This is a genomic window from Bradyrhizobium sp. NBAIM03 (assembly GCF_020194055.1).
Lineage (GTDB): Bacteria > Pseudomonadota > Alphaproteobacteria > Rhizobiales > Xanthobacteraceae > Bradyrhizobium > Bradyrhizobium yuanmingense.
On record NZ_JADYVS010000002.1, the window covers coordinates 208,570 to 234,805 of the forward strand.

General features: G+C 65.8%; 30 protein-coding genes. 16 read left to right on the plus strand and 14 right to left on the minus strand.

Annotation, left to right across the window (positions count from 1 at the left end):
* Positions 1-234: 234 nt before the first annotated feature.
* The 3 genes from I6F21_RS03645 (at position 235) to I6F21_RS03655 (ending at position 2,270) form a co-directional block, all read left to right on the plus strand.
* Positions 235-1,083, plus strand: coding sequence for a hypothetical protein (locus I6F21_RS03645; protein ID WP_225140240.1), 849 nt, complete (start codon positions 235-237; stop codon positions 1,081-1,083).
* 111 nt (positions 1,084-1,194) lie between these two features.
* On the plus strand, positions 1,195-1,791 hold the full coding sequence (locus tag I6F21_RS03650) for a TetR/AcrR family transcriptional regulator (protein WP_036000737.1): 597 nt from the start codon (positions 1,195-1,197) through the stop codon (positions 1,789-1,791).
* A gap of 11 nt (positions 1,792-1,802) precedes the next feature.
* Positions 1,803-2,270 (plus strand): PaaI family thioesterase, encoded by a 468-nt coding sequence (locus I6F21_RS03655; protein ID WP_036000734.1) that lies wholly within the window; start codon positions 1,803-1,805, stop codon positions 2,268-2,270.
* 75 nt (positions 2,271-2,345) lie between these two features.
* Here I6F21_RS03655 and rplI read toward each other — a convergent pair whose 3' ends face one another.
* The 4 genes from rplI to rpsF all read right to left on the minus strand — a co-directional run bounded on the left by rplI (position 2,346) and on the right by rpsF (position 4,821).
* Entirely contained in the window at positions 2,346-2,945 is a 600-nt protein-coding gene (gene rplI / locus I6F21_RS03660; protein ID WP_036000730.1) for a 50S ribosomal protein L9, read from the minus strand.
* A gap of 51 nt (positions 2,946-2,996) precedes the next feature.
* On the minus strand, positions 2,997-3,974 hold the full coding sequence (locus tag I6F21_RS03665; protein ID WP_225112260.1) for a DUF2232 domain-containing protein: 978 nt from the start codon (positions 3,972-3,974) through the stop codon (positions 2,997-2,999).
* A 134-nt stretch (positions 3,975-4,108) separates the two neighbouring features.
* On the minus strand, positions 4,109-4,348 hold the full coding sequence (gene rpsR / locus I6F21_RS03670; protein ID WP_007592020.1) for a 30S ribosomal protein S18: 240 nt from the start codon (positions 4,346-4,348) through the stop codon (positions 4,109-4,111).
* Between the two features lie 5 nt (positions 4,349-4,353).
* Entirely contained in the window at positions 4,354-4,821 is a 468-nt protein-coding gene (gene rpsF / locus I6F21_RS03675) for a 30S ribosomal protein S6 (RefSeq protein WP_025035823.1), read from the minus strand.
* A gap of 336 nt (positions 4,822-5,157) precedes the next feature.
* Between rpsF and I6F21_RS03680 the strand changes: the two genes are divergently transcribed.
* The 9 genes from I6F21_RS03680 (at position 5,158) to gmk (ending at position 13,794) form a co-directional block, all read left to right on the plus strand.
* On the plus strand, positions 5,158-5,862 hold the full coding sequence (locus tag I6F21_RS03680; protein WP_225112261.1) for a TetR/AcrR family transcriptional regulator C-terminal domain-containing protein: 705 nt from the start codon (positions 5,158-5,160) through the stop codon (positions 5,860-5,862).
* A gap of 3 nt (positions 5,863-5,865) precedes the next feature.
* Entirely contained in the window at positions 5,866-6,891 is a 1,026-nt protein-coding gene (locus tag I6F21_RS03685; protein WP_225112262.1) for a fatty acid desaturase family protein, read from the plus strand.
* A 188-nt stretch (positions 6,892-7,079) separates the two neighbouring features.
* The gene (gene fabD, locus I6F21_RS03690) at positions 7,080-8,039 is read left to right on the plus strand and encodes an ACP S-malonyltransferase (protein WP_109144010.1); all 960 of its coding nucleotides are present in this window, start codon (positions 7,080-7,082) and stop codon (positions 8,037-8,039) included.
* A gap of 12 nt (positions 8,040-8,051) precedes the next feature.
* Positions 8,052-8,789, plus strand: coding sequence for a 3-oxoacyl-[acyl-carrier-protein] reductase (fabG, locus tag I6F21_RS03695; protein ID WP_025035827.1), 738 nt, complete (start codon positions 8,052-8,054; stop codon positions 8,787-8,789).
* Between the two features lie 312 nt (positions 8,790-9,101).
* Complete coding sequence (locus I6F21_RS03700) at positions 9,102-9,341, plus strand: acyl carrier protein (protein ID WP_008551805.1); 240 nt, start codon at positions 9,102-9,104, stop codon at positions 9,339-9,341.
* A gap of 108 nt (positions 9,342-9,449) precedes the next feature.
* The gene (gene fabF / locus I6F21_RS03705) at positions 9,450-10,715 is read left to right on the plus strand and encodes a beta-ketoacyl-ACP synthase II (protein ID WP_109144009.1); all 1,266 of its coding nucleotides are present in this window, start codon (positions 9,450-9,452) and stop codon (positions 10,713-10,715) included.
* 127 nt (positions 10,716-10,842) lie between these two features.
* Positions 10,843-12,126 (plus strand): endolytic transglycosylase MltG, encoded by a 1,284-nt coding sequence (gene mltG, locus I6F21_RS03710; protein WP_036000702.1) that lies wholly within the window; start codon positions 10,843-10,845, stop codon positions 12,124-12,126.
* A 117-nt stretch (positions 12,127-12,243) separates the two neighbouring features.
* On the plus strand, positions 12,244-13,131 hold the full coding sequence (locus tag I6F21_RS03715) for a YicC/YloC family endoribonuclease (RefSeq protein WP_109144007.1): 888 nt from the start codon (positions 12,244-12,246) through the stop codon (positions 13,129-13,131).
* 3 nt (positions 13,132-13,134) lie between these two features.
* Positions 13,135-13,794 carry a guanylate kinase gene (gene gmk / locus I6F21_RS03720; protein WP_057028965.1) on the plus strand — a complete coding sequence of 220 codons (660 nt, stop codon included), beginning with the start codon at positions 13,135-13,137 and terminating at the stop codon, positions 13,792-13,794.
* Here the strand turns inward: gmk and I6F21_RS03725 are convergent.
* On the minus strand, positions 13,727-14,929 hold the full coding sequence (locus I6F21_RS03725) for a hypothetical protein (protein ID WP_225140261.1): 1,203 nt from the start codon (positions 14,927-14,929) through the stop codon (positions 13,727-13,729). The genes gmk and I6F21_RS03725 overlap by 68 nt on opposite strands.
* A gap of 268 nt (positions 14,930-15,197) precedes the next feature.
* Here I6F21_RS03725 and I6F21_RS03730 point away from each other — a divergent pair, with 268 nt between their 5' ends.
* From I6F21_RS03730 to I6F21_RS03740, 3 genes are all read left to right on the plus strand, one after another.
* The gene (locus I6F21_RS03730; protein ID WP_036000689.1) at positions 15,198-15,515 is read left to right on the plus strand and encodes a metalloregulator ArsR/SmtB family transcription factor; all 318 of its coding nucleotides are present in this window, start codon (positions 15,198-15,200) and stop codon (positions 15,513-15,515) included.
* Positions 15,512-15,997 (plus strand): SRPBCC family protein, encoded by a 486-nt coding sequence (locus tag I6F21_RS03735; protein ID WP_036000685.1) that lies wholly within the window; start codon positions 15,512-15,514, stop codon positions 15,995-15,997. Before I6F21_RS03730 ends, I6F21_RS03735 begins: the two co-directional genes overlap by 4 nt.
* A 115-nt stretch (positions 15,998-16,112) precedes the next feature.
* The gene (locus tag I6F21_RS03740; RefSeq protein ID WP_225140262.1) at positions 16,113-16,724 is read left to right on the plus strand and encodes a cupin; all 612 of its coding nucleotides are present in this window, start codon (positions 16,113-16,115) and stop codon (positions 16,722-16,724) included.
* Here the strand turns inward: I6F21_RS03740 and I6F21_RS03745 are convergent.
* Entirely contained in the window at positions 16,712-17,413 is a 702-nt protein-coding gene (locus tag I6F21_RS03745; protein WP_225140263.1) for a Crp/Fnr family transcriptional regulator, read from the minus strand. The two genes, I6F21_RS03740 and I6F21_RS03745, sit on opposite strands and share 13 nt — an antisense overlap.
* A gap of 17 nt (positions 17,414-17,430) precedes the next feature.
* Positions 17,431-17,670: a hypothetical protein gene (locus I6F21_RS03750; protein ID WP_036000675.1), complete on the minus strand. Its 240-nt coding sequence runs from the start codon at positions 17,668-17,670 to the stop codon at positions 17,431-17,433.
* A gap of 155 nt (positions 17,671-17,825) precedes the next feature.
* Between I6F21_RS03750 and I6F21_RS03755 the strand changes: the two genes are divergently transcribed.
* On the plus strand, positions 17,826-18,563 hold the full coding sequence (locus I6F21_RS03755) for a Crp/Fnr family transcriptional regulator (RefSeq protein ID WP_036000673.1): 738 nt from the start codon (positions 17,826-17,828) through the stop codon (positions 18,561-18,563).
* 10 nt (positions 18,564-18,573) lie between these two features.
* On the opposite strand, the gene I6F21_RS03760 is transcribed toward I6F21_RS03755, so the two are convergent.
* The 7 genes from I6F21_RS03760 to I6F21_RS03790 form a co-directional block, all read right to left on the minus strand.
* Entirely contained in the window at positions 18,574-19,293 is a 720-nt protein-coding gene (locus I6F21_RS03760; RefSeq protein WP_225140264.1) for a Crp/Fnr family transcriptional regulator, read from the minus strand.
* 159 nt (positions 19,294-19,452) lie between these two features.
* Positions 19,453-19,689 (minus strand): hypothetical protein, encoded by a 237-nt coding sequence (locus I6F21_RS03765; protein ID WP_036022716.1) that lies wholly within the window; start codon positions 19,687-19,689, stop codon positions 19,453-19,455.
* A gap of 74 nt (positions 19,690-19,763) precedes the next feature.
* Positions 19,764-20,822 (minus strand): alcohol dehydrogenase, encoded by a 1,059-nt coding sequence (locus tag I6F21_RS03770; RefSeq protein ID WP_225140265.1) that lies wholly within the window; start codon positions 20,820-20,822, stop codon positions 19,764-19,766.
* A 23-nt stretch (positions 20,823-20,845) separates the two neighbouring features.
* Positions 20,846-21,703 (minus strand): 16S rRNA (adenine(1518)-N(6)/adenine(1519)-N(6))-dimethyltransferase RsmA, encoded by an 858-nt coding sequence (rsmA, locus tag I6F21_RS03775; protein ID WP_225140266.1) that lies wholly within the window; start codon positions 21,701-21,703, stop codon positions 20,846-20,848.
* Complete coding sequence (pdxA, locus tag I6F21_RS03780; protein ID WP_225140267.1) at positions 21,703-22,770, minus strand: 4-hydroxythreonine-4-phosphate dehydrogenase PdxA; 1,068 nt, start codon at positions 22,768-22,770, stop codon at positions 21,703-21,705. Before pdxA ends, rsmA begins: the two co-directional genes overlap by 1 nt.
* Positions 22,770-23,705: a SurA N-terminal domain-containing protein gene (locus I6F21_RS03785; RefSeq protein WP_036000650.1), complete on the minus strand. Its 936-nt coding sequence runs from the start codon at positions 23,703-23,705 to the stop codon at positions 22,770-22,772. Before I6F21_RS03785 ends, pdxA begins: the two co-directional genes overlap by 1 nt.
* 61 nt (positions 23,706-23,766) lie before the next feature.
* Positions 23,767-26,184 carry an LPS-assembly protein LptD gene (locus I6F21_RS03790; protein ID WP_225140268.1) on the minus strand — a complete coding sequence of 806 codons (2,418 nt, stop codon included), beginning with the start codon at positions 26,182-26,184 and terminating at the stop codon, positions 23,767-23,769.
* Positions 26,185-26,236: the final 52 nt, after the last annotated feature.

The window sequence follows — 26,236 nt, forward strand, 5'->3', positions numbered from 1 at the left end:
GCCTTTATAACTGACGCCCAGGCGCCGCAGCGGTTCCTATGCGTTTGCATTCAAATCTAGCGAGCCGGTTCCGGCTGCGCTAGTTGCACTGTGTTCAAAGTAGATATTCGAAAACCGCTTAATCACATCCTTGCGCGCGGACCTGCTTCCATTCGCGGCTCAATCGGTTAAAAGGTGACCGCCGCCGCGCCGGATGCCGGCTGCATTTGCGGAAATTCAACGGAGATGATGGGAATGTCGAGCCGAGCGCTCAGCCTCGCGACGGTGTTGCTTCTGATTGGCTTCGGTGCGGCTAATTCCGTTCTTGCGCAGGCGACGAACCTCGAGGCTGGCAAGACCCCGTCGCAGCTGTTCTCGCAGACCTGCAATGTCTGCCACAAGAGCCCGCGCGGGCTGCTGAAGTCCGTGTCGCCCGGCTCGCTGCCGGGATTCCTGCGCCAGCACTACACGACGAGTTCGGATATGGCGGGCGTCCTCTCCGCCTATCTGATCTCGAACGGTGCCACCGACACCCGCTATCAGGCCAAGGACGCCAAGAAGGACGGCGCCGCGCCTGAACAACAGGGTCGACGCCAGCGCGCGCAGGATGCCGCGAGGCCGGAGGGCGAGGGCGCTGCTCCTGCCGCCGAGGGTACGCGCCAGAAGCGTGCGGCGCGGCCGGCCGAGGAGGGTGCCAAGCCGGAGGGAGAGGCTGCGCCCGAGGCACGCAAAGGCAAGCGGCGCGCCAAGCCCGGCACGGAGGAAGCCCCGAAGGTCGATGCCGCGGCGCCGGCGACCGACGAGAAGAAGACCGAGCCGAAGCCGGAGCCCGTCAAGCCTGACAGCGCCAAGGTCGAGCCGCGCAGCGAGACGCCGGCGCTGCGGCCCGATCTGGTCCCGCAGGTGACGCCGGCCGCTCCAGCCGCCGCCAAGCCCGCTGAGCCGGCCGCGCCCAAGCCGGTGGAAGAGGCTGCTCCGAAACCTGCCGAGCCGGCCCCCGCGGCCAAGCCGCAGGAACAGGCGCCGCCCGCGACCGCTGCAGCCCCGCCGCCGCCGGCGCCGCCTGCGTCCTCCGGTCCGCCGGTGCCGCCGATCTCGCGCTAAGTCACCCGGATCTTTCGATCGACGATGCGAAGGCCGCGCCCATCCGCGGCCTTCGCATCGTCTTGACCGTCATTAGAGTAGTACTCTAGAGTATTGCTCTAGGAGGCGCCTATGACGGCGAGCGTACGAGACGATCTGTTGGCGGCCGGCCTTGCCGTGTTCGACCGCGTCGGCTTCGAAGCCGCCACGGTGGCTGCGATCCGCACCCGCGCGCGGGCTTCCAACGGCAGCTTCTTCCACGTTTTCGGTTCGAAGAAAGAACTTGCCGGTGCGTTGTTTCTGGAGGTCTTGCGGCACTATCACGCCGCGATACTGGCCGCGCTCGATCCCGGCCCCGACGCCGAGCGGGGCATCGATCGCCTGATCCGGGCGCATCTCGACTGGGTCGTCACCAGCCGGCGCGAGGCGCGCTACCTCTTCGAGATCTCGCGCAGCGAGTGGGGCGAAGACGTGCGCGACGCCCAGCGGGCGCAGAATGCGCGGCTTGCCGAAGGCATTGAGCGCTGGCGCGCGCCGCTGGTGGCAAGCGGCGAACTTCTGCCGATGACGCCGGTGATGTTCGTCAGCCAGCTGATCGGTCCGGCGCAGATCTTCTGCCGCGCCTTCCTGTCGGGTCGCGAGCGAACCGATCCGCGCATCGAGGCGGACACGCTGATCGCCTGCGCCAATCGTGCGCTGAGGCCGTTCGATCGCATCAACAAGCAATAAGGGGAGATCGCATGCGGGCCGAAGCTGATCCGGAATTTGCGCCGATTGCCGAGCGCATCCACGCCAATATCGGCCGGCAGGGTTTCATGAACCTGGTCGGCGCCGAGCTCTCCGAATTGTCGCGCGGCACCTGCACCATCGCCGTGGAGCGCCGGCCGGAGCTGTTACAGCAGCACGGCTTCTTCCATGGCGGCGTCACCGCCTTCCTGGTCGACAACGCCACCACGATCGCAGCCGCCACGTCGCGCGGCCAGCCGGCGCTGACGGCGGAATACAAGCTCAATCTGTTGTCGCCCGCGGTCGGCGAGAAGCTGATCTGCCGCGCCCGGGTGATCAAGCCGGGCCGCCAGGTCGCGGTGGTTGCCGCCGACGTGTTCTGCGTCAGCGACGGCGTCGAGAAGCATACGGCCACCGCGCTGGCCTCGATCGCGATGTTGAGCGAGGACGTCGCTGCGAAAACGAAAAGCCCGGCCGCGTGAGGCAGCCGGGCTTTGATCGGGATCGTCATCCGGGTCTGGTCCTTCGGACCATCCCGGAATGACGAGTTCAGCTGCTTACTTCTCTTCCGCAGCCGGCGCCGGCGCGACCTCGTCGTGCTGGGCTTCCGGATCGAAGAACTCGCCGGCGGCGGCGATCGCCTCGGCGGCCGCATCGCGATCCTCGTTGCGGGTCGAGATGTCCTCGCCGCGGTTGATGCGCTCGGCCTCGTCCTGGCTGCGGGCAACCGTGACGGTGATCTCGACCTCGACTTCGGGATGAACGGCAACGGTGATCGAGTGCTTGCCGATGGTCTTGATCGGCGCGTCGAGCTGGATCTGCGGACGGGCGAGCGAAACGCCGTCGGCTTCGAACGCGAGCACGATGTCACGCACGTTGACCGAGCCGAACAGCTGGCCGGCTTCCGAGGCCTGGCGGATCACGATGATGTTCTTGCCCTCGATCTTCTCGGCGACCTTGGACGCCTCGGCCTTCGAGGCGAGGTTGCGCGCTTCGAGCTCGGCCTTCATGCCGTCATACTTGGCCCGGTTGTCGGCGGTGGCGCGCAGCGCCTTGCCGCGCTTGAGCAGGAAATTGCGAGCGTAGCCGTCGCGAACCTTCACGACTTCGCCCATCTGGCCGAGCTTGTTGACGCGTTCCAGCAAAATGACTTCCATATTCGTTCTCCTTTTGAAGTGCTCTCGAAGGTTTCAGTTTCGGGGTTGAACTCAAGGTGTAGGCAGTGGCGGCGGCTGCCGGCTGCGCAGGAAGCGTTCGCGCAAGCCAAACAAGGCATCCGCAAGCCCAAGGATTACCATCGCGACCACGGGCCATCCGAACACGACCACGGCGGCGTAGGTCGAGCCGAGCCAGAACGTGCGGCCGTTCAGCGCGAGCGTCAGCGTATGCAATACGGCGAAACCGGCCAGCGCATAACTCATCATCAGCGCGGCGGTGGCGATCTGCGCCACGATGCCAAGCAGCCCCCCGGTGAAGCAGAAGGCGAGGGAGATGCACAGCACCACCAGCGTCATCTGCGGCAGCTCGGTGGTCTTGAGGTCCGGCCAGGGACGGCGCAGCCGGCCCGACGTCGCGGTCACCTTGGCGCTGAGCCAGAGGTTGAGAGTGAGCGTCATCGTCGCGGCAATCGTGGCGGCGGCGGGTGCGATGCGCACCAGCGCGTCGACGAACTGGCTGGCTTCGCCCGAAGTTTGCGGGTCGGTGGCGCGCAGGAGGCGCGTCAGGCCACGGCGCAACGTGCCGGTGATGGTCTCCGCGTCGGTCCCGAGAGTGAGCAACGCGGCCATCGTGGTCAGCGTCGCGAAGCCTGCAATCCAGAGCAGGATGCGGCCGACCGGGTACCACTCGACGTCCGGCTCCGCGGAGGGCGCTGTGCCGGTGGCAGGCGCGGCGCTTCCCACCTGACGTCCGAGCAGGACGAGATGGCCGAGCCACCACGCCGGCAACGCGACGGTGACGGCGAAGGCGATGCAGTAGGGCAGGCCGAACAGGGCGCCGAGGCCGATCGCGGCGGCGATGCCACCAATGCTCGCGCAAAGCGGGCCCCAGCCGATCGCGGCGACCATCAGGGGGAGCGGAGCGAGATAGAACAGGACAAGCGCGATCAGCGCCCCCGAGATGATCGAGGCGAACATCAGGGCCGACGCAGCGCCGGCGATCAGGGCTATCAGTCCAAAGGCCATCATCAGCTGTCCCGCTCCCTTCGAGCGGTTAGAGGCGTCGCTTGCCCCAACCATCGGCGACCGGACGACCCGGAAGCCTTATGAGTTCGAAAAGTCGCGACCGGCGGCGCTAGCCGCCGCCGGTCGAATTGGTCGTATCAGCGAATGACGTAGGGCAGGAGGCCCAGGAAGCGCGCGCGCTTGATGGCGCGGGCGAGCTCACGCTGCTTCTTCGCGGACACCGCGGTGATGCGGCTCGGCACGATCTTGCCGCGCTCGGAGACGTAACGCATCAGCAGCTTGGAGTCCTTGTAGTCGATCTTCGGAGCATTGGCGCCCGTGAACGGGCAGCTCTTGCGACGACGGAAAAACGGGCGGCGTGCACCAGCTTCAGCCATGATTCTTACTCCCCATCCGTGGTTTCAGCTTCATCGCGCGGACGGCGCGGACCGCGATCACCGCGGAAACCGCCCTCGCGGTCGCCACGGAAGCCGCCTTCGCGCTCGCCGCGGAAGCCACCGCCGCGATCGTCACGCTCGCGATCACGGTCGGCCTTGCGCATCATCGCGGACGGGCCTTCCTCGAGCTCCTCGACGCGGACGCTGAGATAGCGGATCACGTCCTCGCTGATGCGCTCCTGGCGCTCGATCTCGGCGATCGCCGCGGACGGCGCGTCGATGTTGAGCAGCACGAAGTGCGCCTTGCGGTTCTTGTTCATCCGGTAGGTGAGGGAGCGCACGCCCCAATTCTCGGTCTTGGTGATCTTGCCGCCGAGACCTTCGACGATACCGGTCATCTGCGCAGTCAGCTCTTCGACCTGCTGCGGGCTCGCGTCCTGACGCGCGAGAAAAACATGCTCGTAAAGAGGCATGGTCGTCCTTTCCTCATGTTGGCGCATCGCCCGGCGTCAAACCCTTAAGAGGCCTTCGGAAAGGACTCTGGGATCAAGCTCAGAAGGCGGAAACACGGGACGACGGGCCGACTGGCCCTGCCACACCAAAATCACGAATGATTTGCTGAGACCGTCCGTTCAGCTCCCGGCCGGGGTCTGCGGATGGGCGCCTTATACGGATTTTGGCCGGCTTTGCAAGGCGGAGGGGCATTTTCAAGCCGTCCAACGGGAACAAGAACCCCATCCTCCAATATCAAGATTCGGCTTGATCTGTTTGTTTGTATAACATACAAATAAATCGACGAAGAGGATCCCATGGCAGAAGCGTCGGCCGATGCGCCGCTCGAAGCGGCAGGCGACCCCAAGCACGCCGCGCGCGCGACGCGCTCGGCCGGCCGCAAGATGCGGTCACTGCTCCTGGATGCTGCGAGCCCGCTGTTTCGGGAGCGGGGGCTGTCAGGCACGTCGATTACCGACATCGCGGCCGCCGCGGACGCGTTCCCGAGCCAGATCACCTATTACTTCCGCACCAAGGAGGCGCTGTTTGTCGAATGCGCCTGCCGCGATCTGTTGTATCTGGCGCGGGCCACCGAGCAGGCGGCGCTGAAGGCGCGGACTCCCGGGGAATACACCCATGCGCTGGCCGAGACCGTGACGGCGAGCGATTCGGTCGCCTTCTTCGCCGAGGCGCTGACGCTGACGCGGCGTCGCCAGGATCTCGCGCCACTGGTGGAGCGTACCATCGAGCGCCTGCACAGCGAGGGTACGCGCGCTTATGCAGGGCAGGTCGCGCGGCACGGCTGGCGCTCGCTGCGCGCGCCCGACGAAAGCTCGCGGCGGTTCTGGGCCGTCGCCATCGGCGTCATTCTCGAGGGCTACGCGATGGGCCGCTCGCCCGAGGCGCTCTGCGCCGAGATGCTGCGCGTGCTGGGCGAGCAGGCGAAATCCACTGAAGACACCGCCCGCCTGCGTCTCGTCGAGGTGCGCGAGGCATCCGACAATTCGAATGGAAAGGGTTAGGCCATGACCGCGCTTCGCATGCGTGCCCGCGATTTCCTGACCGACGATCAATTGGCCGAGGTGCGCCAGCGCGCGACGTGGAAAGGCGCTGCGCTGATCGCGCACGCCTGGACGCTGATCATTGCAGCCATCGCGCTGGTCGCGTGGTGGCCCAATCCGCTCACCTATATCTTCGCCGTCGCCATCATCGGCTCGCGCCAGCTCGGCCTTGCGATCCTGATGCATGACGGCGCACATGGTTGCCTGTCCGCCGACGAGAAAACCAACCTGACGCTGAGCCAGTGGTTCTGCGCCTATCCGCTGTTTGCGGAGACGCGCAGCTACCGGCGCTATCACCTTCAGCACCATGCGCGCACCCAGCAGGAGGACGACCCCGACCTCGTGCTGTCGGCGCCGTTTCCGATCACCAAGTTGAGCTATCGCCGCAAGTTCATCCGCGACGTCACCGGGCAGACCGGCTACCAGCAGCGCAAGGCGCAGTTGCTCAACGCGCTCGGGCCAAAGGACTGGTCATGGCGGCAGCGCGCAGCGCATTTCTGGGAGATGCTCGGCCCGCAATGTGTGGTCAACGGGATCATGTTTGCCGCGCTCGCCGCGGCCGGCGTGTGGTGGGCCTATCCGCTGCTCTGGCTGGTGCCGCTCTTGACGTGGATGATGGTCATCACCCGCATCCGCAATATCGCCGAGCACGCCGTCGTCCCCGATAGCAGCGACCCCTTGCGCAACACGCGCACGACGCATGCCAATTTTCTCGAGCGCCTGTTCATCGCGCCGTATTACGTGAACTATCACCTTGAGCATCATCTGTTGTTCTACGTGCCCTGCTACAATCTGCCGAAGGTGCACCGGCTGCTGAGTGCGAGCCGGTACGCCGATCGCATGGAAGTGCAGCCGAACTACGCTTCGGTGCTGCGGCTGGCCACGGCAAAGCCGAACCGCGAGGATCGGCCGGGGCAACTGGTGAACAGTGCGCGCCGAGCGCGGGCAGGAGCGGACGTCGATGCCAACCAGACCGCCGGCGGGTTTTGAGGGGCTTATTCCCCGTTGAATGCTGCTCCAAGTTCCCGTCTCGGCTTGACAGTGCGGCCCCGGACGGTGTCTACGGCCCCCTTTGGAGCATGATCCGGAACCATGGCCCAAGGAACCACGGCCTAAGGCCGGGCGTAAATCGGCTGCCGGTTCAGAACAGGGATCATGCCTGACAGCAGGGAGCGCCGATGACGGCTGCATTCACATTTCCTGGGCAGGGTTCCCAGGCTGTCGGCATGGGCAAGGCCCTGGCCGACGCCTTTCCGGTGGCGCGCGCCGTATTCGACGAGGTCGATGCCGCGCTCGGGGAGAAGCTGACGGCCATCATCTGGGAAGGTCCGGCCGAAACTCTCCAACTCACCGAGAACGCCCAGCCGGCGCTGATGGCCGTGTCTATCGCGACCTTGCGCGTGCTCGAGGCCGAGGCTGGTTTTTCCGTGGGACGAGACGCGGCCTTCGTCGCCGGCCACTCGCTCGGTGAATATTCGGCGCTCGCGGCGGCCGGCAGCCTGACGGTTTCGGATACCGCGCGTCTGCTTCGCACCCGCGGTCTCGCAATGCAAAAGGCGGTCCCGGTCGGCGCCGGCGCGATGGCCGCGCTGCTCGGTCTCGACTACGAGGCCGCCATGGAGGTCGCGGGCGAGGCGGCGCAGGGGCAGGTCTGCCAGGCCGCCAACGACAATGGCGGCGGCCAGGTCGTCGTCTCCGGCGACAAGGCTGCGGTCGATCGCGCCGTCGAGATCGCCAAGGCCAAGGGCGCCAAGCGCGCGATGCTGCTGCCGGTGTCCGCCCCGTTCCATTGCAAGTTGATGCAGCCGGCTGCGGATGCCATGGCGGAAGCGCTGTCGAAGGTCACGATCAAGGCGCCGGCCGCCCCGCTGGTGTCGAACGTGCTGGCGAGCGCCATCACCGATCCCGACGAGATCCGCCGCCGCCTGGTCGAGCAGGTCACCGGCACGGTGCGCTGGCGCGAGTCGGTGGCTTACATGGCCGGGCAGGGCGTCACCCGCTTCTTCGAGATCGGCGCCGGCAAGGTGCTGACCGGTCTCGTCAAGCGTATCGCGGACGGTGCCGTCGGCATTGCGGTCGGCGGCCCGAACGATATTGCCGCCGCCAAGGATGCATTGGCCGCTGCGAAGCAGGCTTAAAGGAGTCCATCAATGTTCGATCTGACTGGCCGAAAGGCGCTCGTCACCGGCGCGACCGGCGGCATTGGCGGCGCGATCGCGCAGGCGCTGCACGCGCAGGGCGCCACCGTCGCCATTTCAGGGACGCGCAAGGAGGTGCTGGACGAGCTTGCCGGCAAGCTCGGCGAGCGCGCCCACGTGCTGCCCTGCAATCTCTCCAAGGCCGATGAGGTCGAGGCGCTGGTGCCCGCTGCGGAAGCGGCGATGGGCCAGGTCGACATTCTCATCGCCAATGCCGGCATCACGCGCGACAATCTCTTCGTGCAGCTTCGCGACGAGGACTGGGACGAGGTTATCAACGTCAATCTGACCGCGACCTTCCGCCTGGCGCGCGCCGCGACCAAGCTGATGATGCGCAAGCGCTTCGGCCGCATCGTCGCCATCACCTCGGTGGTCGGCGTCACCGGCAATCCCGGGCAGGGCAATTATACGGCGTCGAAAGCCGGCCTGATCGGCATGATCAAGACGTTAGGGGCCGAATACGCCAAGCGTGGCGTGACCGCGAACTGCATCGCGCCGGGCTTCATCAAGACGCCGATGACCGATGCGCTCAACGACAAGCAGCGCGAAACGATTCTCACCAAGGTTCCGGCCGCCCGCCTGGGGACGCCCGAGGACATCGCAGCGGCCGCCGTCTATCTGAGCTCGAACGAAGCAGCCTACGTCACCGGGCAGACCATCCACGTCAACGGCGGCATGGCCATGATCTGACATCTCGTGCCGCGTCGCCTGTCACGGCGGTGCGGCATGCGGCAAACGGCCGTTTCCGGAGCGAAATGAGGCTTGTAGTCAAGGCAATTGAAGTATGATAACCGGACCTCCAACGGATGGGCAAAGAACGCCATTGCAGGTTTTTGAAACCCTGTATATTGGCGATGCGGAGCCTTTGGCCGTCGTTCGCCGGGGCCTCCATCGGTTAGGATGGGCCAAATCAAAGTTCGTAAGCGAAGGCAGTCAAACGACCACGACGGCTCGTATCGTCCCGGGGGGTCGGGTCTACAGGGAACAACACGAGGTTAAGCAATGAGTGACATTGGCGAGCGGGTTAAGAAGATCGTGGTCGAACACCTTGGTGTTGAACCCGAGAAGGTTGTCGACAACGCGAGCTTCATCGACGACCTCGGCGCCGACAGTCTGGATACCGTCGAGCTGGTGATGGCGTTCGAAGAGGAATTCGGTTGCGAGATTCCGGACGACGCTGCGGAAACGATTCTCACCGTCGGCGACGCTACGAAGTTTCTCGAGAAGAACGCGAAGAGCTAAGGCTCTTCAATTTCGCGGGGACAACATTGAAACCGGACGGGCCGCTTCGCAGCGGTCAGCCGGTTTCTTGTTATTGGCCGTGAATCTTTCGATGCGGAGTTTTCGGATATGAGGCGGGTTGTCGTCACGGGTCTCGGCATGGTCTCGCCACTCGGCTGTGGCGTCGAGCCGACCTGGAAGCGCATCCTCAACGGCGAAAGCGGTGCGCGCAGGATCGAGAGCTTCGATGTCTCCGATCTGCAGACCAAGATCGCCTGCACGGTCGTGCGCGGCGACGGCTCGAACGACAGCTTCAATCCGGACAAGTGGATGGAGCCGAAGGACCAGCGCAAGGTCGACGACTTCATCATCTTCGGCATGGCCGCGGCCGGTCAGGCGCTCGACGACGCCAACTGGCATCCCGAGACCGAAGAGGACAAATGCGCGACCGGCACCATGATCGGCTCCGGCATCGGCGGCCTCAACGGCATCGCCGACACCGCGATCCTGCTGAAGGAGCGCGGGCCGCGCCGGGTGTCGCCGTTCTTCATTCCCGGCCGCTTGATCAATCTCGCCTCCGGCTACGTCTCGATCGCGCACGGGCTGAAGGGGCCGAACCATTCGGTGGTCACGGCATGCTCGACCGGCGCGCATGCGGTTGGCGATGCCGCCCGCCTGATCGCGCTGGGCGATGCCGACGTGATGGTCGCGGGCGGCGCCGAGTCGCCGATCAGCCGCATCGGCATTGCCGGCTTCAACGCCGCGCGCGCGCTGTCGACCGGTTTCAACGAGACTCCCGAAAAGGCCTCGCGTCCCTACGATAAGGACCGCGACGGCTTCGTGATGGGCGAGGGCGCCGGCGTCCTCGTGCTGGAGGAGCTGGAGCACGCCAGGCGGCGCGGCGCGAAGATCTATGCCGAGGTGATCGGCTATGGTCTGTCGGGTGATGCCTATCACATCACCTCGCCGTCGCCCGACGGCGATGGCGGCTTCCGCAGCATGTCGGCCGCGCTCAAGCGTGCCGGGCTGACGCCGTCCGATCTCGATTACATCAACGCGCACGGGACCTCGACGCCGCTCGGCGACGAGATCGAGCTCGGCGCGGTCGAGCGTCTGCTCGGCAACGCCGCCTCCAAGGTCGCGATGTCCTCGACCAAGTCGTCGACCGGCCATCTGCTCGGCGCGGCCGGTGCGATCGAAGCGATTTTCGCGATTCTGGCGATTCGCGATAATGTCGTGCCGCCGACGATCAATCTCGACAATCCGTCGGTCGAGACCGCGATCGATCTCGTGCCGCACAAGTCGAAGCAGCGTGAGGTCAACGTCGCGTTGTCGAACTCTTTTGGTTTTGGCGGTACCAATGCGTCGGTGATCGTCCGGCGCCTAGTCAGTTAGTTTGTGTTTGAGACGAATCCACCGTTTTGCCGTATTCGGCGATAGTCATGGACGTGGGCGCGTGCGTTTTTGGCAGGGCAAGCGATTGTCGGGCCGCTATTGAACCGGCAGGATTCAGGTTGTTTCGATGAGTGAAAGGCCGCCCATTTCACCCCGGAGTCCGCGGGCCGCGCTCGAGCCCGAGCAACTTCCGCCGCCGCCCAAGCGGTCGGACCGCGCGCGCAATCCGTTCGTCGTCGTCGGCAACGCCATCATCACGCTTCTGCTGATCGCCATGCTCGGCGCCGGCGGCGTCTATTATTACGGCCGCCAGGTGCTCGAGGCGCCCGGACCGCTGAAGGAGGACAAGATCGTCAACATCCCGCAGCGTGCGGGCAAGCGCGACATCGCCGAGACGCTGAACCGGGAAGGCGTGACTGACGTCAATCCCTGGGTGTTCATCGCCAGCGTCGCCGCGTTGAAGGCGAGCTCGGACCTCAAGCCGGGTGAGTATTCCTTCCAGAAGAACGCCTCGCTGCGCGACGTCATCGGCACCATCGTCGAGGGCAAGGTGGTGCAGCACGCCGTGACGATTCCCGAAGGCCTGACCTCCGAGCAGATCGTGGCGCGGCTGTCCGACAACGACATCTTCACCGGCAGCGTGCGCGAGCTGCCGCGCGAAGGCACGCTGCTCCCGGAGACCTACAAATTCCCGCGCGGCACCCCGCGCGAGCAGGTGGTCCAGCGCATGCAGCAGGCGCACAAGCGTGTGCTGTCGGAGATCTGGGAGCGCCGCAATCAGGACATTCCGGTCAAGACGCCGGAGCAGCTGGTCACGCTGGCGTCCATCATCGAGAAGGAAACCGGCAAGGCGGACGAGCGCAGCCGCGTCGCCGCGGTGTTCGTCAACCGGCTGAAGCAGCGGATCAAGCTGCAGTCCGATCCGACCATCATCTACGGCCTCGTCGGCGGCAAGGGAACGCTGGGCCGGCCGATCAAACGCAGCGAGATCACGCAGCCCTCGCCCTACAACACCTATGTGATCGACGGCCTGCCGCCGGGCCCGATCTCCAATCCGGGCCGCGCCTCGCTCGAAGCTGCCGCCAACCCGGCCCGCACCCGCGACCTCTATTTCGTCGCCGACGGCACCGGCGGGCATGCCTTTACCGAAACCTACGACGCGCACCAGAAGAACGTCGCCAAGCTCCGCGCGATGGAGAAGCAGATCCAGAACGACACGGTCGAGCCGCCCGAGGACGCGCAGCCGCCGGCCGTTGCCGCGCCTGGCGCTGCCGACGCGCCGACCGCGGCCACGCCGGCACGGCCCAATCAGCAGAAGAGGCCGCCGGCAGCGCGCCCGGCTGCTCCAGCCAATCCCCCACCGGCCCGGCAGGGCGCGGTGCAGGGCTCGCCGCCGGTGGTTCAGCGCTGAGCCTTGCGCGCAGACCGGCTTGCGGACATTGCCGATTCCACTTTCCGGCAAAATAGTCTTAAGATTCGCGTGGCTTGATAGCCTCGCGAATCCCGTGTTCCTGGAGAATTTGAACTGATGGCGCTGTCGTCCATGACCGGCTTTGCGAGATGCCACGGCGCAAGCGGGCCGTATACGTTCGAATGGGAGTTGAAGTCGGTCAATGCCAAGGGCTTCGACTTGCGCGTGCGGCTGCCGCAGGGGTTTGATGAGCTCGAGGCCCATGCCAAGAAGCGCGCGGGCGAGCTGCTCTCGCGCGGCACCGTCTATGCCAATCTCACCGTCAAGCGCACCAATGCCGCCGCCACCGTCCGCATCAACGAGGACGTGCTCAACGCGGTGCTGAAGGCCGCCGCGCTGATCTCGGGGAAGGTCGACGCGGTGGCGCCGAGCATCGACGGCCTGCTCGCCATCAAGGGCGTCGTCGAGGTCGCCGAGCCCGAGGGCGACGAGGAGGAGGACAAGGCAGCGCGCACTGCTGCCGCCGAGGCCTTCGACAAGGCGCTCGACGAGCTCGTTGCGATGCGCAAGCGCGAGGGCACTTCGCTTGGGCAGATCCTGACCCAGCGCGTCGACGAGATCGAGCAGCTGGCGAAGAGAGCGGAGGCCGCGCCCGGCCGCAAGCCGGAGGCGATCAAGGCGAAGCTCGCTGAGCAGATCGCAGCGCTGCTCGACACCTCCGACCGTTTCGACTCCGACCGCCTGATGCAGGAGGCGATCCTGATCGCGACCAAGGCCGACATCCGCGAGGAGCTCGACCGCATCGCCTCCCACATCGCGCAGGCGCGCGAGCTGATCGGCAAGGGCGGCCCGATCGGGCGCAAGCTGGATTTCCTGGCGCAGGAGTTTCACCGCGAGGTCAACACCTGCTGCTCGAAGTCGAACGACATCGAGTTGACCAACACGGGCCTCGCCATGAAGAACGTGGTCGAGCAGTTCCGCGAGCAGGTACAGAATCTGGAGTGATCGATGACGACGGGCGGTCACGGAACTGACGGTGTCGAGCGGCGCGGATTGATGTTCGTGCTGTCCTCGCCATCAGGCGCGGGCAAGACGACGCTGTCGCGCATGCTGATCGACCGGATGCCGGGCTTGAAAATGTCGGTGTCTGCGACCACGCGCGCGATGCGGCCGGGCGAGGTCAACGGCAAGGACTATACGTTTGTCGACAAGGCGACGTTCGATGCCATGGTGAAGGCCGACGAACTGCTGGAATGGGCGACGGTGTTCGACAACAACTATGGTACGCCGCGCGGTCCCGTGGATGCGGCGTTGTCGGCCGGCCAGGACGTGCTGTTCGACATCGACTGGCAGGGCACCCAGCAATTGAAGCAGAAGGCGCGCGCCGACGTCGTCAGCGTCTTCATCCTGCCGCCCTCGGCGGCCGACCTCGAGAAGCGCCTGCATTCGCGCGCGCAGGATTCCGACGAGGTGATCCGCAAGCGCATGAGCCGCGCCAGCGACGAGATGAGTCACTGGGCCGAGTACGACTACATCGTGATCAACCACGCGGTCGACGAAGCCTTCGCCGAGGTGCAGTCGATCCTGAAGGCCGAGCGCCTCAAGCGCGAGCGGCGGATTGGCCTCGTAGGCTTCGTGCGAAGTTTGCAAGGTCAGCTTCAAGGTTAGGCCGCGACAGGCGCGGCCCTTCCTTCGCCAGCTGCTCCAGCATAGTCGTGATCGCGTCGACATCGACGGCATCGGTATCCCGACCTGCCGGCGCGTCATCGCGATCCGCCTCAATTTCGTTGGCGGCAAGCTTGGGTGCAGCAGCCCGATCGAACAACTTGATCTCGACCTTGTCGCTTCTGGACTCGACCGGTTTTGCGGCCGGAGCGACGGCACGTTGCCTGCGCGCGTCGATCAGCTCGATCTCGCGGCCGATCGCGGCGAGTTTCGTCACTTGTCTTGTCGGTTGCGGACGTGCCGCATCGAAGTCGATCGGGCGGGGCGGCTGGGCGGCGGCCGGCGGTGAATCGCGCCAGGGCGCGTGGCTTCCGTCATGGTCCTGCGGCGCCCAATCGTCCCAATGCCCGCGGCGGTCGGCGGCCCTGGCGCGGACGCGTCCGCCGGCGAAGCGGTAGATGACGCTGGCGAGGATGCCGGCGAGCGCCAGCGCACCGCCGATCACAAGCATCAGCATCTGCAGCGAACCGCCGGACTTGTCAGTCGTGCCATCGGCCGCGGGCGGGAGCGGAGCAGGGGATTTTGACAGCTTCGCGTTTGGCTGCGCGGCTGCTGCAACCGTGGTTTCCGCCGGCTGATGCGCTGGCGCGGTGGACGCTGTGGAGGCCTCGGGCCAGCGCGCGGTCACGGCCGGCTGCTGCGCGTTGGTTTCGGCGACGCTGCTCGGCGGCTGCGGCGCGACCGCGGGTGCATTCGCTGCAGCCGGCGCGGGCGCGGCCATGTTCGGCGTGCCCGCTGCGGCACTCGTCTGCGGCGCGATATATTCCGCGCGCGCGTTCTGCACGGCCTGCGGCGGTGCTGCATCCGGCTCGGATGTATCGGTCGTCGCCTGCGCGGTCTGTGCGGCTTTGCCGCCTGCGGCGCGCAGATACCAGCACTTGCGCTTCGTCGTGCGATCGAGGCGGTAGTACCAGTGCTGGCCCTGCGGCGTGGCATCCTTCGGCGAAGCCAGGCAGTCGGGCGCCGCGGCGGCCGTGCTCGATGGCGTCGGCGCGTTCTGCGATACCGCGGCCAATGGCGCGCCCGCGAGGATGCTGGCGACGAGGGTCGAAATGAACTTTGCGGCGCGGTTGCCCATCCTGGTCTCCCGGTTACGCATGACGCAACTCTCAACGAGCCCCTTCTCGTCAAAGACTTGGGTGGCAATGAGCCGCAAATCCGGAGAGGATGTGGCTTGAATCGGGCCTGCGCGACGTTCGTTCCGCCCCCGGATGAGACTCTCCGAACGTCACGATCAGAGTTCCACGCCACGACCTGAGCCGGTTGACACGATCATAAGTCAGTACTAATCATTATTAGTAACTTATGACAGGTCGAACAAGCGTGGCATGGGGCGGGGAGTGTCTATGGCTAAGGACAGCGCACAACTGGCCGCACTCGGCGATCCCACCCGCAGGCGGATCTTCGAGCTTGTCGGTGCACGGCCACGCACGGTCGCCGAGATCACGCGACAGCTGCCCGTGTCCCAGTCGGCCGTCTCACAGCATCTCAAGGTGCTGCGCGAATCCCGCTTGGTTCGTGCAGAGCCGAAGGGCGCCAGCAACGTCTATTACGTCGATCCGGCGGGACTCGGCCAGATGCGAGCCTGGCTCGACCGGTTCTGGAGCGACACGTTGGCCGCTTACAAACTAGCCGTCGAAAAACCATCGGAGGGATCCAGATGAACACACGTGTATCGATTGCGCCCGTCAAACATTCCATCGTCGTCGAGGCGCCGATCGAGCGCGCGTTCAAGGTCTTCACCGAAGACTTCGGCAGCTTCAAGCCGCGCGAGCACAATCTGCTCGCCGTTCCCATCGCAGAGACCGTATTCGAACCTCGGGTGGGTGGAAGCATTTATGATCGGGGGATCGACGGCAGCGAATGCCGCTGGGCGCGCGTGTTGGCGTTCGAACCACCCAATCGAGTCCTCTTGAGCTGGGACATCAGCCCGCGCTGGCAAATCGAGACCGATCCCGCCAAGACGAGTGAATGGGAGGTCCGGTTCATTGCGGAGACACCAAGCCGGACCCGCTTGGAGCTGGAGCACCGTCACCTCGATCGGCATGGCGAGGGCTGGGAAGGCGTCCGCAGCGGCGTTGACAGCGATCAGGGTTGGCCGCTCTATCTGCGGCAGTTTGCCGAACTGATTGCCGCCAAGCGTTGACGCCCTTCCTTCCGACGCCGCGTCATGACGAGGAGAGGCCCTGTCGGGCCTTGCTCCGATCGGGCCCGGAAACTTCTCACCTCCGCAGCCGTTATTTCGCGGCTGAGGAGACGTCATGCCGGTCAAGGATCAGATCAAGAACTTCGCCAAGAAGCTGGTAGAGGAGCAGCCCGATGCGGCGACGCTGCGGGGGCTGGTACGGGCCCGCAAGCCCACGGCCATGCACTTTCGCGATGACGGCATCGTGCCGAACCATCCGCGCTTCCCGGCGCTGCTCTATCGCGGCGCGGTGAAGCTGAACGGTCGGCGCTTTCCGCCCGAGGTCGTCATCGACACGCTGTTCGACACCCATGGCTGGGGCCGGTCGTGGCGCGACACCGTGTACGACTTCGTCCACTATCATTCGCAGATCCATGAAGTGATGGGCGTGGCGCGCGGCACGGCGAGGATCGAGTGCGGCGGGATCAAGGGCCGCATCCTGAAACTGAAAGCCGGGGACGTGCTGGTCCTGCCCGCGGGCACCGGCCACCGGCTGATCGAATCCAGCCGGGACTTTATGGTCGTCGGCGCCTACCCGCAGGACGGCACCTATGACGAGTGCACCGACACACGCCAGCGTCCCGACGCGGTCAAGCGCATCGCCAAGGTCCGCAAGCCGAAGACGGATCCCGTGCTGGGGAGCGGCGGACCGCTGCTCGCCGCGTGGCGGTCCGCTCAGCTTAGATAATCAGGCGAGAAATCCGCAAGTCTGCGCAGCTCGTCGGGCTGGAGCAGTTCGATCTCGCTGCCGTCCCAGGCGATCAACCCGCGATGCCTCAGCTCCTGGATGGTGCGGTTGACGTGGACGATCGACAGTCCGCAGGCGTCCGCGACGTGACGCTGCGTCATCGGCATCTGGAAGCAGTTGCGCTTGACGAGGCCGACGATCTCCAGCCTTGCCGCGAGCTCGCAGATGAGGTGCGCGACCTTGGGCAGCGCCGCCTGCGCGCCGAGGCGGGCGATCCATTGCCGCGAGATGGCCGCGTCGATCAGCGTCTCGCGCCAGAAGGCGCGGGTCAGGTGGATCGAGCTGTCGAGCAGCTGGCGGAGCTGGCTGTGGGCGACGGTGCCGACGATGGTCGGGCCGAGCCCCACGAGATCCGCGTCCATCGGCGAGACCAGCAGCGTGTGCAGGCATGGCATGTCGCCGGGAACATGGAAGGCGAGGGTCTGGCTGCGATCGCCGACGATGCGCGACTGGTAGAGGAAGCCGCTGACGACGAAGACGCAGCGGCTCGCGGCCTCGCCTTGGCGCAGCACGATCTCGCCATCCGCGACCTGGCGCAGCGTGGACGGCAAGCCCGCGATCTGGCGGCGCTCGTTGTCGGACAGGCCTTCGATCGTCTGCAGACGGACGATGAATTTCGGATGTGGCATGGGCCTCGCGTGCAGCTTCAGCCGTCCCGCGGCACGGACGCCTCGGCCAGGCGACGCGACAGTTTCGCAAGCGTCCAGTCGGAAACCGGCACGGAGCGGAACTCGCGGATGGCGCGAGCGAGCTCCTGATCCGACATCGGCCGGACCGGCTCCCTCAGCGTTCCCTTCAGCAAGGCGTCGCTGATGCTGTCCAGATGCTCGCCGGCATCGGATGCGAACAGGCGCCGGATGCGCTCCAGGAGAGTGGTGCTTTTCATGTTAAGGCCGGCTGGTCCGAATGGGGGGAATGGGGTGGCTGCGATCGATGCGTCGCAAGCCGGTTAGCAACCTGTGCTTCCGATCTGCGTTCTAGTCCGCTGAACGCAAGCCGGACGTATCATTTGATAGAACCGGCGCGATTTTTGGCGGCTCCATGGAAAAGGCTCACGACGTGCTGATACGGAACCTCGGCGAGCACACCGCGCTCGCAGAGGAGGATATTGGCGAAATTCGCGCGTTGACCTTCATGCTGCGCGATTTCGCAACCAATGAGGATTTCATCCGTCAAGGCGATGAGCCCGAGCATTCCGCTTTGGTCGTCTCCGGCATGGTTGCCCGCTATCACCTGCTCGGCAGCGGGCGGCGGCAATATCTGGCGTTCCATCTCACCGGCGATCTTCCGGATGCGCAGGGGTTGTTCATCGACCAGATGGATCACGGGCTCAGTGCGCTCGGGCCGGCGTCGGTGGCGTTCATCCCGCACCGCGAACTGTTCATCGCGTTCCGGCGGCGGCCGACCTTCGCCCTCGCGGTCTGGCGCGAGACGCTGCTCGATGCCGCGATCTTTCGCGAGGCCATCACCAACAACAGCGCCCGGCCGATGCAGACGCGCATGGCGCACTTGTTTTGCGAGCTGTTCTACCGCGCCCGCGCTGCGCAGCTGGTGCGCGGCAATCGTTGCCGCATGCCGATCAGTCTCACGCAACTCGGCGAGACGCTCGGCATGGCGATCGCGACGGTGAACCGGACGCTCGCCGATCTCAGGCGCAGCGGCGCGATGGATCTTCGTGATGGCGAGCTGGTCGTGCTGAAATGGCGCGAGCTGCAGCGGCTCGGCGATTTCAGTCCGACCTATCTGCATCTGAAGCGGCAGTCGCCGCCGCATGCGTGAGGCGGAGGCATCAACCCTCCGCGGGTGCCGCTCCACCGCGCACCTCGTGGAAATGCTTCTTCACCCAATCGTTACAGCAGCAGGCTCTCGCTTCGAGCGCTGCTGCGTCGAGGATCAGGATGGCGCCGCGGCGGGTCGCGAGGATGCGCCGCGCCTTGAACATCTGGATGACGCGGCTGGCATAGCTGCGGGAGACGCCCAGCATGCCGGCGAGCTGCTCGTGGGTGAGAGGAATCTCGGCTCCGCCGATATGTTCCTGCGCGGACATGATCCACTTGGCGGCCCGCTGCTCGATCGAATGCGCAGCGTTGCAAGCCGCAGTCTGCAAGAGCTGCGCGAACTGGCAGTCGGCATAGCGCGCGAAGGCCTCCTGGAGCGTCGCCGATCTCTGCTGCGCCTGCTCGAGCGCGCGCAACGGCAGCCGCACCAGGGTGCCGCCAAACTTCACGACCATGCGCGAATAGGCGAGCGAAGGGCTGGGGCCGGCGGCGATGCCGACCGCGCCCTCGCGCCCGACCAGCAGGCTTTCGACCTCGCGATCGTCCTCGACCGGCACGGCGAACGACACCAGCGCGGGACCGTATGGAAAATGCACCGCGGCAATGTCGTCGCCGGCGTGATGCAGGACCTGACTCGCCCCGACGTCGATCGGCTGGAGGTGAGGCGCGAGCAGTTCGAAATCCTGATGATTGAGCTGCCGGAGCAGATCGTTCTGGGGCCGACCGGTCACATTGCGTTCTCTTGGGCGGGCCGGGAATCGGCGCCAGCGGCAAACCTACGTTTCCGCGGCGGAACCGACGGTTCCAAAGTGCACACAACGGACTTTTGGGCGTCGAAAACTGGAGCACGACGTCGCGGGCTTCAGCGGGCTGGACGGCAGCGAGGATCGTCAGCCGCAGCGGGCTTCGCGATCTCCCGTCAGTCGGCCCTGTGCCGCAGCGGCGCGGTAAGCGTCGATCGCCCGGTTGGCGAGCATCAATTGCCGGCGCTCACCGGTTCGAAGCTGGGCCTCGATGGCGTCGAGCAGGAAGTTCGCGCTCGCGTCCGGCGGCCCGAGCTCGCCGCTCTTCTCGAGGCAGCTCCAGGCGATGAAGAATGCGCTTTCGACGGTGCAACGGATCGACATGCGCAGCCAACGCGGCGCGGCCGCAGGCGTTCCGTGCGGCGGGCGAGACTTGCATCGGACCCACCGCGCCGCGGTCAGTTCTTCAGGACGATGCGGCCGACGACCTTGCCGGCACGCAATTCGTCGATCCACTTCTGCACGTCGCCCATCGGCTCCTCGCGCATCGGCGTCGGCTTGATCTTGCCGGCGCGGGCGAGCGCCATCAGCTCGTGAGCCTCCGCGAGCGTGCCGACCATGAAACCTTCGATGGTCATGCGCTTGTAGACCCATTGCACCGTCGGCAGCGTGAACTGGCCGCCCATCAGGCCGGAGACCACGATCTTGCCGCCGCGCGCGGCAACGGCGACGGCAAAGGCCATCGACTTCTCGTTGCCGGCGAAATCGACGATCTCGTCGAAGCCGCCCTCGGTCTCCTTCAGGATGCGCTTGATCACGTCGGGCTCGGCCGGATCATAGGCCGCCGCCGCACCGTTCTTGAGGGCGGTCTCGCGCGCGGCCGGCGAGAGGTCGGCGACCGTGATCGGCTGCTTGAACATCGCCTGCGCGAACGACAGGCCCATCATGCCGACGCCGCCGAGGCCGATCAGCAACAGATTGCGCTGGCGCGGACGGTCGACCAGGCGCTTGAGCGCGCCATAGGCGGTGACGCCGGAGCACATCAGGGTGGCGGCCTGGTTGACGGGCAGGGGATCGTAGTCGAGCAGATATTTGGCGTCGGGGACCAGCACGTGGGTGGCGAAGCCGCCGTCGATGGAGACGCCAAGGAAGCGTTGCTTCACACAAAGGTTCTCGTCGCCATTGGCGCAGTCGCGGCACTGGCCGCAGCCGATCCACGGAAACACCGCCTTCTTGGTGCCGACGAGGCTGGCCGGAACGTCGGGGCCGACCTCGTCGACGACGCCCGCGATCTCGTGGCCGAGCGTGAAGGGCAGCGTCATGCCGCGCGTGGTGTCGAGCTTCTTGCCGCCGCCGAGATCGGCATAGCCGTCCTGGATGTGGAGATCGGAATGGCAGAGACCGCAGCGCTCGATGCGGACCAAGACCTCACGGCCCTGCGGCTTGGGCGTCTCGACGATGGTCTCGCACAGCGGCGCATCGAACTTGACCAGGGACTGCCGACGCATCAACGCCATTTTCTTTCCTCCGGAATTCTTGGTTACTCGGTTTCGCTGCGTATATCCGCCAATTCACGCGCCATGGCAACAAAGCCGGAGATGGGAATGGTCTCGGCGCGCCGCGTCGCATCGACGCCGGCGGCATGTGCAAGCCGCGCCGGATCGACATTCAGTGATTTCAAGCTTTGCCGCAGCATTTTCCGGCGCTGGCCGAAGGCGGCGGCGGCGACCTGTTCGAGCATCCTGCGATCGCAGGCAAGCGGCTCTGCGCGCGGCTTGAGGCGCACGACCGAGGAGGTGACCTTCGGCGGCGGCACGAAGGCGGATGGCGCAATGTCGAACAGGATCTTGGTCTCGCAGCGCCAATTGGCGAGCACGCCGAGCCGGCCATAGGCCTCCTCGTCCTCGCGCGCGACGATGCGCTCGCCGACCTCGCGCTGGAACATCAGCACCATCATCTCGTACCAGGGCGGCCAGGGCTCGGTAATGAGCCAGTTGATGAGAAGCTGGGTCGCAATGTTGTAGGGCAAGTTGGCGACGATCTTGGCGCGTTCGCCCGCGAGCAGCGGGCGTGGATCGAAGGTCATGGCATCGCCATGCACGATCTCGAGTCTGCCCGGGTAGCGCGCGGAAATATCCTGCAAGGCGGGGATCGCGCGCTCGTCGTGCTCGATGGCGATGACGCGGCGGGCGCCGAGCGCGAGCAGCGCCCGCGTCAACCCGCCCGGGCCGGGGCCGATCTCGACGATGGTGGAATCCTCGAGCGGCGCCGCCGCACGCGCGATGCGCGCGGTGAGATTGAGGTCCAGCAGGAAGTTCTGGCCGAGCGATTTGCGCGCCGACAGCGCGTGCTGGCGAATGACCTCGCGCAGCGGCGGGAGGTCGTCGATCGCGCTCATCAGCTTGTCGCAGCCGCCATGCGGCTGGCGAGCCGCAGCGCGGCGATCAGGCTCGCCGGATTGGCCTTGCCCGTGCCGGCGATGTCGAAGGCGGTGCCGTGATCGGGCGATGTGCGGATGAAGGGCAGTCCGAGCGTGACGTTGACGGCGTCGTCAAAGGCGACGGTCTTGATCGGGATCAGCGCCTGGTCGTGATACATGCAGACCGCGCAATCATAGGTCCGTCGCGCCGCCTCGTGGAACATGGTGTCGGCGGGCAGCGGCCCTCTGGCCTCGATGCCGTCGTTGCGCAGCGCTTTCAGCGCCGGGACGATGACGGTCTGCTCCTCGTGGCCGAGCGAGCCGTCCTCGCCGGCATGGGGATTGAGCCCGGAGACCGCGATGCGCGGCCTTGCGATGCCGAAGCGGGACTTCAGCTCGGTGGCGACGATGCGGACGGTCGAGACGATCAGCTCGCTGGTGAGCTCGCCCAGCGCATCGCGCAGCGAGACGTGGATGGTCACGGGCACGACGGCGAGCTGGGGCGACCACAGCATCATCACCGGCTGCGGCACGCGGCCGTTCTCCGCGGCGAGCTCGGCGAGGAATTCGGTATGGCCGGGATGACGGAAGCCGGCGCGGTAGAGCACGCTCTTGGCGATCGGGTTGGTGACGACGGCGCCGGCACGGCCCGCGCGCACGTCGAGGACCGCCTGCCGGATCGAGGCGAGCGCGGCCGGCGCGCTGGATGAATCGGGCTTGCCGGGCTCGGCGGTGGCGCGCTCGCCGGTCGCGACCACGGGCAAGGCGTCCGTGAACGCGGAACCCGCTTCACTGGGGCCCACCGCGGCGATCCTGATATCGGCGCCGAGCGCCTTGGCGCGGCGCGCGATCAGGGCCTCGTCGCCGAGCAGATAGAAGGCGGGCAGGTTCAGCTCGCCCCGCCTGAGCCAGGCCGCGATCGTGATGTCGGGGCCGATGCCGGCGGGCTCTCCCAGGGTGAGGGCAAGGGGCTTGGCTGCAAGGGGCTTGGTTGCAAGAGGCTTGGCTGCGGACTCGGTGGAGGGCTCTGAGAAGGGCTTGGCCATCAGCGGTTGCGATATTCGATCATCGCCGCCTTGCGCAGCTCGTCGAGATAGGCCTTCTGCGTCTTCTCGTACTTCTCCTGATACATCTTCTCGCGGACCTCACGCTTCTTCGGCGTGTCGATCATGGTCGGCTTGCGCGAGCACAGCACCACCATCTCGATGCCGTTCTTGGTCATCTCGGGCGCGGTCAGGCGGCCGATCGGGGTGTCGTCGAGCACCTTGCGCAGCGGCTCCGGCAGCTCCGCGGTGGTCTTGGTGACGGTGTCGCGGATGGTCGCGTTCGGGGTCGAGCGGAACAGCGAATTGGCCTCCTCGCAGCTCCCGACGCGGGCCCGATAGGACTCGGCTTCTTTCTTCCGGGTTTCCAGGAACGCCGCCGACGAGCCGCGCGGCACGATCAGCACGATCGGCTGCATCTTGTACTCGGTGCCCTCGATCTGAAGCTTTTCGCCGGTCTGCGCCTGCACGGCCTGCGCGACGTCGCGCTCGCCGACCAGCAGCTTCTCCTTGAAGCGGCCGCGCACGAGGCTGCCCCAGACCATCTCGGCCCTCATGCGGCTCTTCAGCGTCTCCGGGCGGACGCCCTTGGATTCGAGCGACTTGGTGAGCTGATCCGGCGTGATGCGCATGCGCTGCGCCATGCCGTCATAGGACTGGTTGATGTCGGACACGCTGGGATCGACACCGTATTTCTTGCCTTCCTTGATCTTGACCTTGTCGTCGATCAGCACGTTGATGACCTCCTGCCGGCTGGGGGTCTTCTGTGTCGACAGCTGGTCGAGCTTGATGCGCTGCTCGATGTCGAAATCGGTGATGGGATCGCCGTTGACCATCACGGCGATGTTCTGCGCGCGCGACGGCGAGGGCAGGGCGGCCAAGATCAGCCCGGCACCGATGGCGAGAAGGAGGCGGAAGACAGGCAATGGCGTCGTCATGATGTCGCTCGCATGTCGGCCGCGTTGAGATAGGGCAAACGCGGCCGGCACTTCAAACTATTTACTGGAGGCCGGTGGAACCGCTGGTCGTCGATGAGTTCGCCAGCGTGCGCAGGCCGATTTGGAACATGAACGCGTGGCTCAGCGTGGGCGGTGCGGTGCCCGCCGAATAGCTATACGAAGTTACGTAATTCGCCGCCAGCACGAAGCAATCGTCGACATAGCCGGCACCGAGCACATATTGGTTGATCTTGTTGGCCTCGAGGTCCCAGCGCGCCGAGCCCGACACCACCCAGTTGGTCGCAACCTTCAGCGAGCCCGTGGTCAGGATGCCCTCGCGGCGGGTCAGATAGCCCAGCTCCGGCTGCTCTGCGTAATTGCCGTACAACACGCTGACCGACCAGCGATTGAAGTTGGCGCGGCCTTCCGCCTCGAAGCGCTGCACGTTCCAGGTCTGCTCGTCCATGCGGGAGCGGACGCTGAACGTGTAGGTGCTGTTCGGCGAGTAGTTGGCGCTCGCAACGTAATCCGACCGCGGCTTGTCGAGGCCGGAGTTCAGGCCGGTATTGATGGCATCCTGCACCGTGAAGGAGTTCAGGCCGAAGAGGTGGTAGGACTGGCCGAACAGCACCTTGACGGCGCCGCCCCTGTCGAACTGCGTGGTGGACTGCACGCCGACATTGGCGCGGCCGCCGCCCTCGACGCGGTCGTAGCCGGAGAACTTGTCGACGCTGAACAGGTTCGAGGCGTCGAACACCAGGCTCTGGGCGTCCTCGTTCGGCAGCCTGCCGGCATAGGTCTCGTTCGGCCGGATGATGATCTGCGCGATCGGCTCGAGGGTGGTCGAGCCCCAGGGCTGAACGTTGATGAATGGATAGCGGTACTCCAGGCCCACGGTCGGCATCAGGCGGAACGCCTCGGTGTCGCCGACGGGCAGGTAGTTCGACACGCCGGGCTGGTTGGAGACCGAGGACCTGATCGCGTCGGCACGCAGACTCGCGAACGGCGTCCAGATCTGGCCGAACGGGTCGGTGAAGGACTTGCGCCACTGCGCTTCCGCGGTGAGGCGGGTGTAGGTGCCGGGGAAGCCGCGCAGCAGGCACTGCGAGGGCATCCGCGCCAGCGGATCGGCCGATGCCGTGGTGCACAGGCTGTTGGTGTTGGCGAGCGTCGTGATCGGGTCGAACACCGCATCGTCGCGCGACAGGTTCACGAAATTGGTCTTGTAGCTGACCTCGCCGCCGAAGACGGGATAGTTGAGCACGTTGGAATAGTCGATCACCGGGTAGACGATCGGCACCTGGCTCTGGTTGCCCGAATAGCTCAGCCAGTACATCGTGCGCGCATCGAAGAAGCTGCGGTTGCCGACGCCGGTCAGATAGAGCTGCGACAGCGCTTCCGTCGGCAGCAACAGGAACGAGCCGAGCGGATCGCGGTACTGATAGAGCCGGTAGTCCGAGAAGAAGTAGTAGTCGGACATCAGCACGCCGTCCCAGCCCCAGACCCATTTGTCGTTGAGGGCGAACTGACCCTTGGTGTCGATGGCGCCGCGGAACTCGCGGTCGCCGGGCAGCCCCGCGAATGCTCCGGGATCGAGCTGGTAGATGCCGTAGGCACGGATCTGGTAGGCGCCGTCGATCAGGCGCTGGCGGAATTCGCCCTGCACCAGCGCGCCTTGCCGCGACAAGAAGCGCGGGGTGATGGTCGCGTCCATGTCGGGCGCAATCGCCCAGTAATAGGGAACCTCGACGCCATAGCCCGTTCTGTCCGTGCCGGAAATATAACCCGGCATCAGGAAGCCGGATTTACGCTTCACGGTCGGGTCGGGCGTCGAGAAATAGGGCATGTAGGCGAGCGGCACGCCGAAGAACTCGATCTGTGCCGTCTCGAAATACAGCATCTTCTCCTGCTGGTCGTGGATGATGCGGGCACCCTTGACCTGCCACAGCGGCGGCTTCTTCGGATCGTCCTTACACGGCGCGCAGGCCGTGTAGACGCCGTTCTCGAACACCGTGTAATTGCCGCTGGAGCGGTCGGCGCGGCTCGCGGCCATGCGGGTCTGGTCCGCCGTGTCCACGCGCAGCGAATCGACGAAACCGTCGCGGTAATCGTCGGAGAGATCCAGGATCTCGGCATAGGTGATCTTGCCGTCGGCATCCGTCATGCGGATGTTGCCCTCGGCATGCAGCCGCTTGGTCTTCTGGTCGTAGATGACCCGGTCGGCCTCGACGCTGGTGCCGTTGTAGAACAGCTGCACGTTACCGACCGCGGAGACGCGCGAGTTGTTGTAGTCGTAGTTCACCTCGGTGGCCTGAACCAGCATCTGGTTGTCGTTGGGGGCCTTTGGCGGCTTCGCACGCGGCGGCAGCGGATTGTAGGTGAAGCTCTGGGCCTTCGCCGGCGCCACGGCGGCAGCGTCGATCAAGCCGCCGAGCGAGGCAGCCGCGACGGCGGCAATCAGGAGCCTGCGGACGGACAAGTCGCGCCCGTTCGCGCGCACCCATGTGCGCCGCGTCAAACGAGACACGTGC

Excerpts from the sequence above, each read along its gene's own strand:
- I6F21_RS03730 (WP_036000689.1), top strand. The coding sequence starts at position 15,198 with ATGGCTAAGGACAGCGCACAACTGGCCGCACTCGGCGATCCCACCCGC.
- I6F21_RS03685 (WP_225112262.1), top strand. The coding sequence starts at position 5,866 with ATGACCGCGCTTCGCATGCGTGCCCGCGATTTCCTGACCGACGATCAA.
- I6F21_RS03725 (WP_225140261.1), bottom strand. The coding sequence starts at position 14,929 with ATGGGCAACCGCGCCGCAAAGTTCATTTCGACCCTCGTCGCCAGCATC.
- rplI (WP_036000730.1), bottom strand. The coding sequence starts at position 2,945 with ATGGAAGTCATTTTGCTGGAACGCGTCAACAAGCTCGGCCAGATGGGC.
- I6F21_RS03740 (WP_225140262.1), top strand. The coding sequence starts at position 16,113 with ATGCCGGTCAAGGATCAGATCAAGAACTTCGCCAAGAAGCTGGTAGAG.
- I6F21_RS03655 (WP_036000734.1), top strand. The coding sequence starts at position 1,803 with ATGCGGGCCGAAGCTGATCCGGAATTTGCGCCGATTGCCGAGCGCATC.
- gmk (WP_057028965.1), top strand. The coding sequence starts at position 13,135 with ATGACGACGGGCGGTCACGGAACTGACGGTGTCGAGCGGCGCGGATTG.
- I6F21_RS03645 (WP_225140240.1), top strand. The coding sequence starts at position 235 with ATGTCGAGCCGAGCGCTCAGCCTCGCGACGGTGTTGCTTCTGATTGGC.
- pdxA (WP_225140267.1), bottom strand. The coding sequence starts at position 22,770 with ATGGCCAAGCCCTTCTCAGAGCCCTCCACCGAGTCCGCAGCCAAGCCT.
- fabG (WP_025035827.1), top strand. The coding sequence starts at position 8,052 with ATGTTCGATCTGACTGGCCGAAAGGCGCTCGTCACCGGCGCGACCGGC.
- I6F21_RS03785 (WP_036000650.1), bottom strand. The coding sequence starts at position 23,705 with ATGACGACGCCATTGCCTGTCTTCCGCCTCCTTCTCGCCATCGGTGCC.
- rpsR (WP_007592020.1), bottom strand. The coding sequence starts at position 4,348 with ATGGCTGAAGCTGGTGCACGCCGCCCGTTTTTCCGTCGTCGCAAGAGC.
- I6F21_RS03735 (WP_036000685.1), top strand. The coding sequence starts at position 15,512 with ATGAACACACGTGTATCGATTGCGCCCGTCAAACATTCCATCGTCGTC.
- I6F21_RS03765 (WP_036022716.1), bottom strand. The coding sequence starts at position 19,689 with ATGTCGATCCGTTGCACCGTCGAAAGCGCATTCTTCATCGCCTGGAGC.
- I6F21_RS03750 (WP_036000675.1), bottom strand. The coding sequence starts at position 17,670 with ATGAAAAGCACCACTCTCCTGGAGCGCATCCGGCGCCTGTTCGCATCC.
- rpsF (WP_025035823.1), bottom strand. The coding sequence starts at position 4,821 with ATGCCTCTTTACGAGCATGTTTTTCTCGCGCGTCAGGACGCGAGCCCG.
- I6F21_RS03700 (WP_008551805.1), top strand. The coding sequence starts at position 9,102 with ATGAGTGACATTGGCGAGCGGGTTAAGAAGATCGTGGTCGAACACCTT.
- fabF (WP_109144009.1), top strand. The coding sequence starts at position 9,450 with ATGAGGCGGGTTGTCGTCACGGGTCTCGGCATGGTCTCGCCACTCGGC.
- mltG (WP_036000702.1), top strand. The coding sequence starts at position 10,843 with ATGAGTGAAAGGCCGCCCATTTCACCCCGGAGTCCGCGGGCCGCGCTC.
- fabD (WP_109144010.1), top strand. The coding sequence starts at position 7,080 with ATGACGGCTGCATTCACATTTCCTGGGCAGGGTTCCCAGGCTGTCGGC.
- I6F21_RS03770 (WP_225140265.1), bottom strand. The coding sequence starts at position 20,822 with ATGGCGTTGATGCGTCGGCAGTCCCTGGTCAAGTTCGATGCGCCGCTG.
- I6F21_RS03650 (WP_036000737.1), top strand. The coding sequence starts at position 1,195 with ATGACGGCGAGCGTACGAGACGATCTGTTGGCGGCCGGCCTTGCCGTG.
- I6F21_RS03745 (WP_225140263.1), bottom strand. The coding sequence starts at position 17,413 with ATGCCACATCCGAAATTCATCGTCCGTCTGCAGACGATCGAAGGCCTG.
- I6F21_RS03755 (WP_036000673.1), top strand. The coding sequence starts at position 17,826 with ATGGAAAAGGCTCACGACGTGCTGATACGGAACCTCGGCGAGCACACC.
- I6F21_RS03715 (WP_109144007.1), top strand. The coding sequence starts at position 12,244 with ATGGCGCTGTCGTCCATGACCGGCTTTGCGAGATGCCACGGCGCAAGC.
- I6F21_RS03680 (WP_225112261.1), top strand. The coding sequence starts at position 5,158 with ATGGCAGAAGCGTCGGCCGATGCGCCGCTCGAAGCGGCAGGCGACCCC.
- I6F21_RS03665 (WP_225112260.1), bottom strand. The coding sequence starts at position 3,974 with ATGATGGCCTTTGGACTGATAGCCCTGATCGCCGGCGCTGCGTCGGCC.
- rsmA (WP_225140266.1), bottom strand. The coding sequence starts at position 21,703 with ATGAGCGCGATCGACGACCTCCCGCCGCTGCGCGAGGTCATTCGCCAG.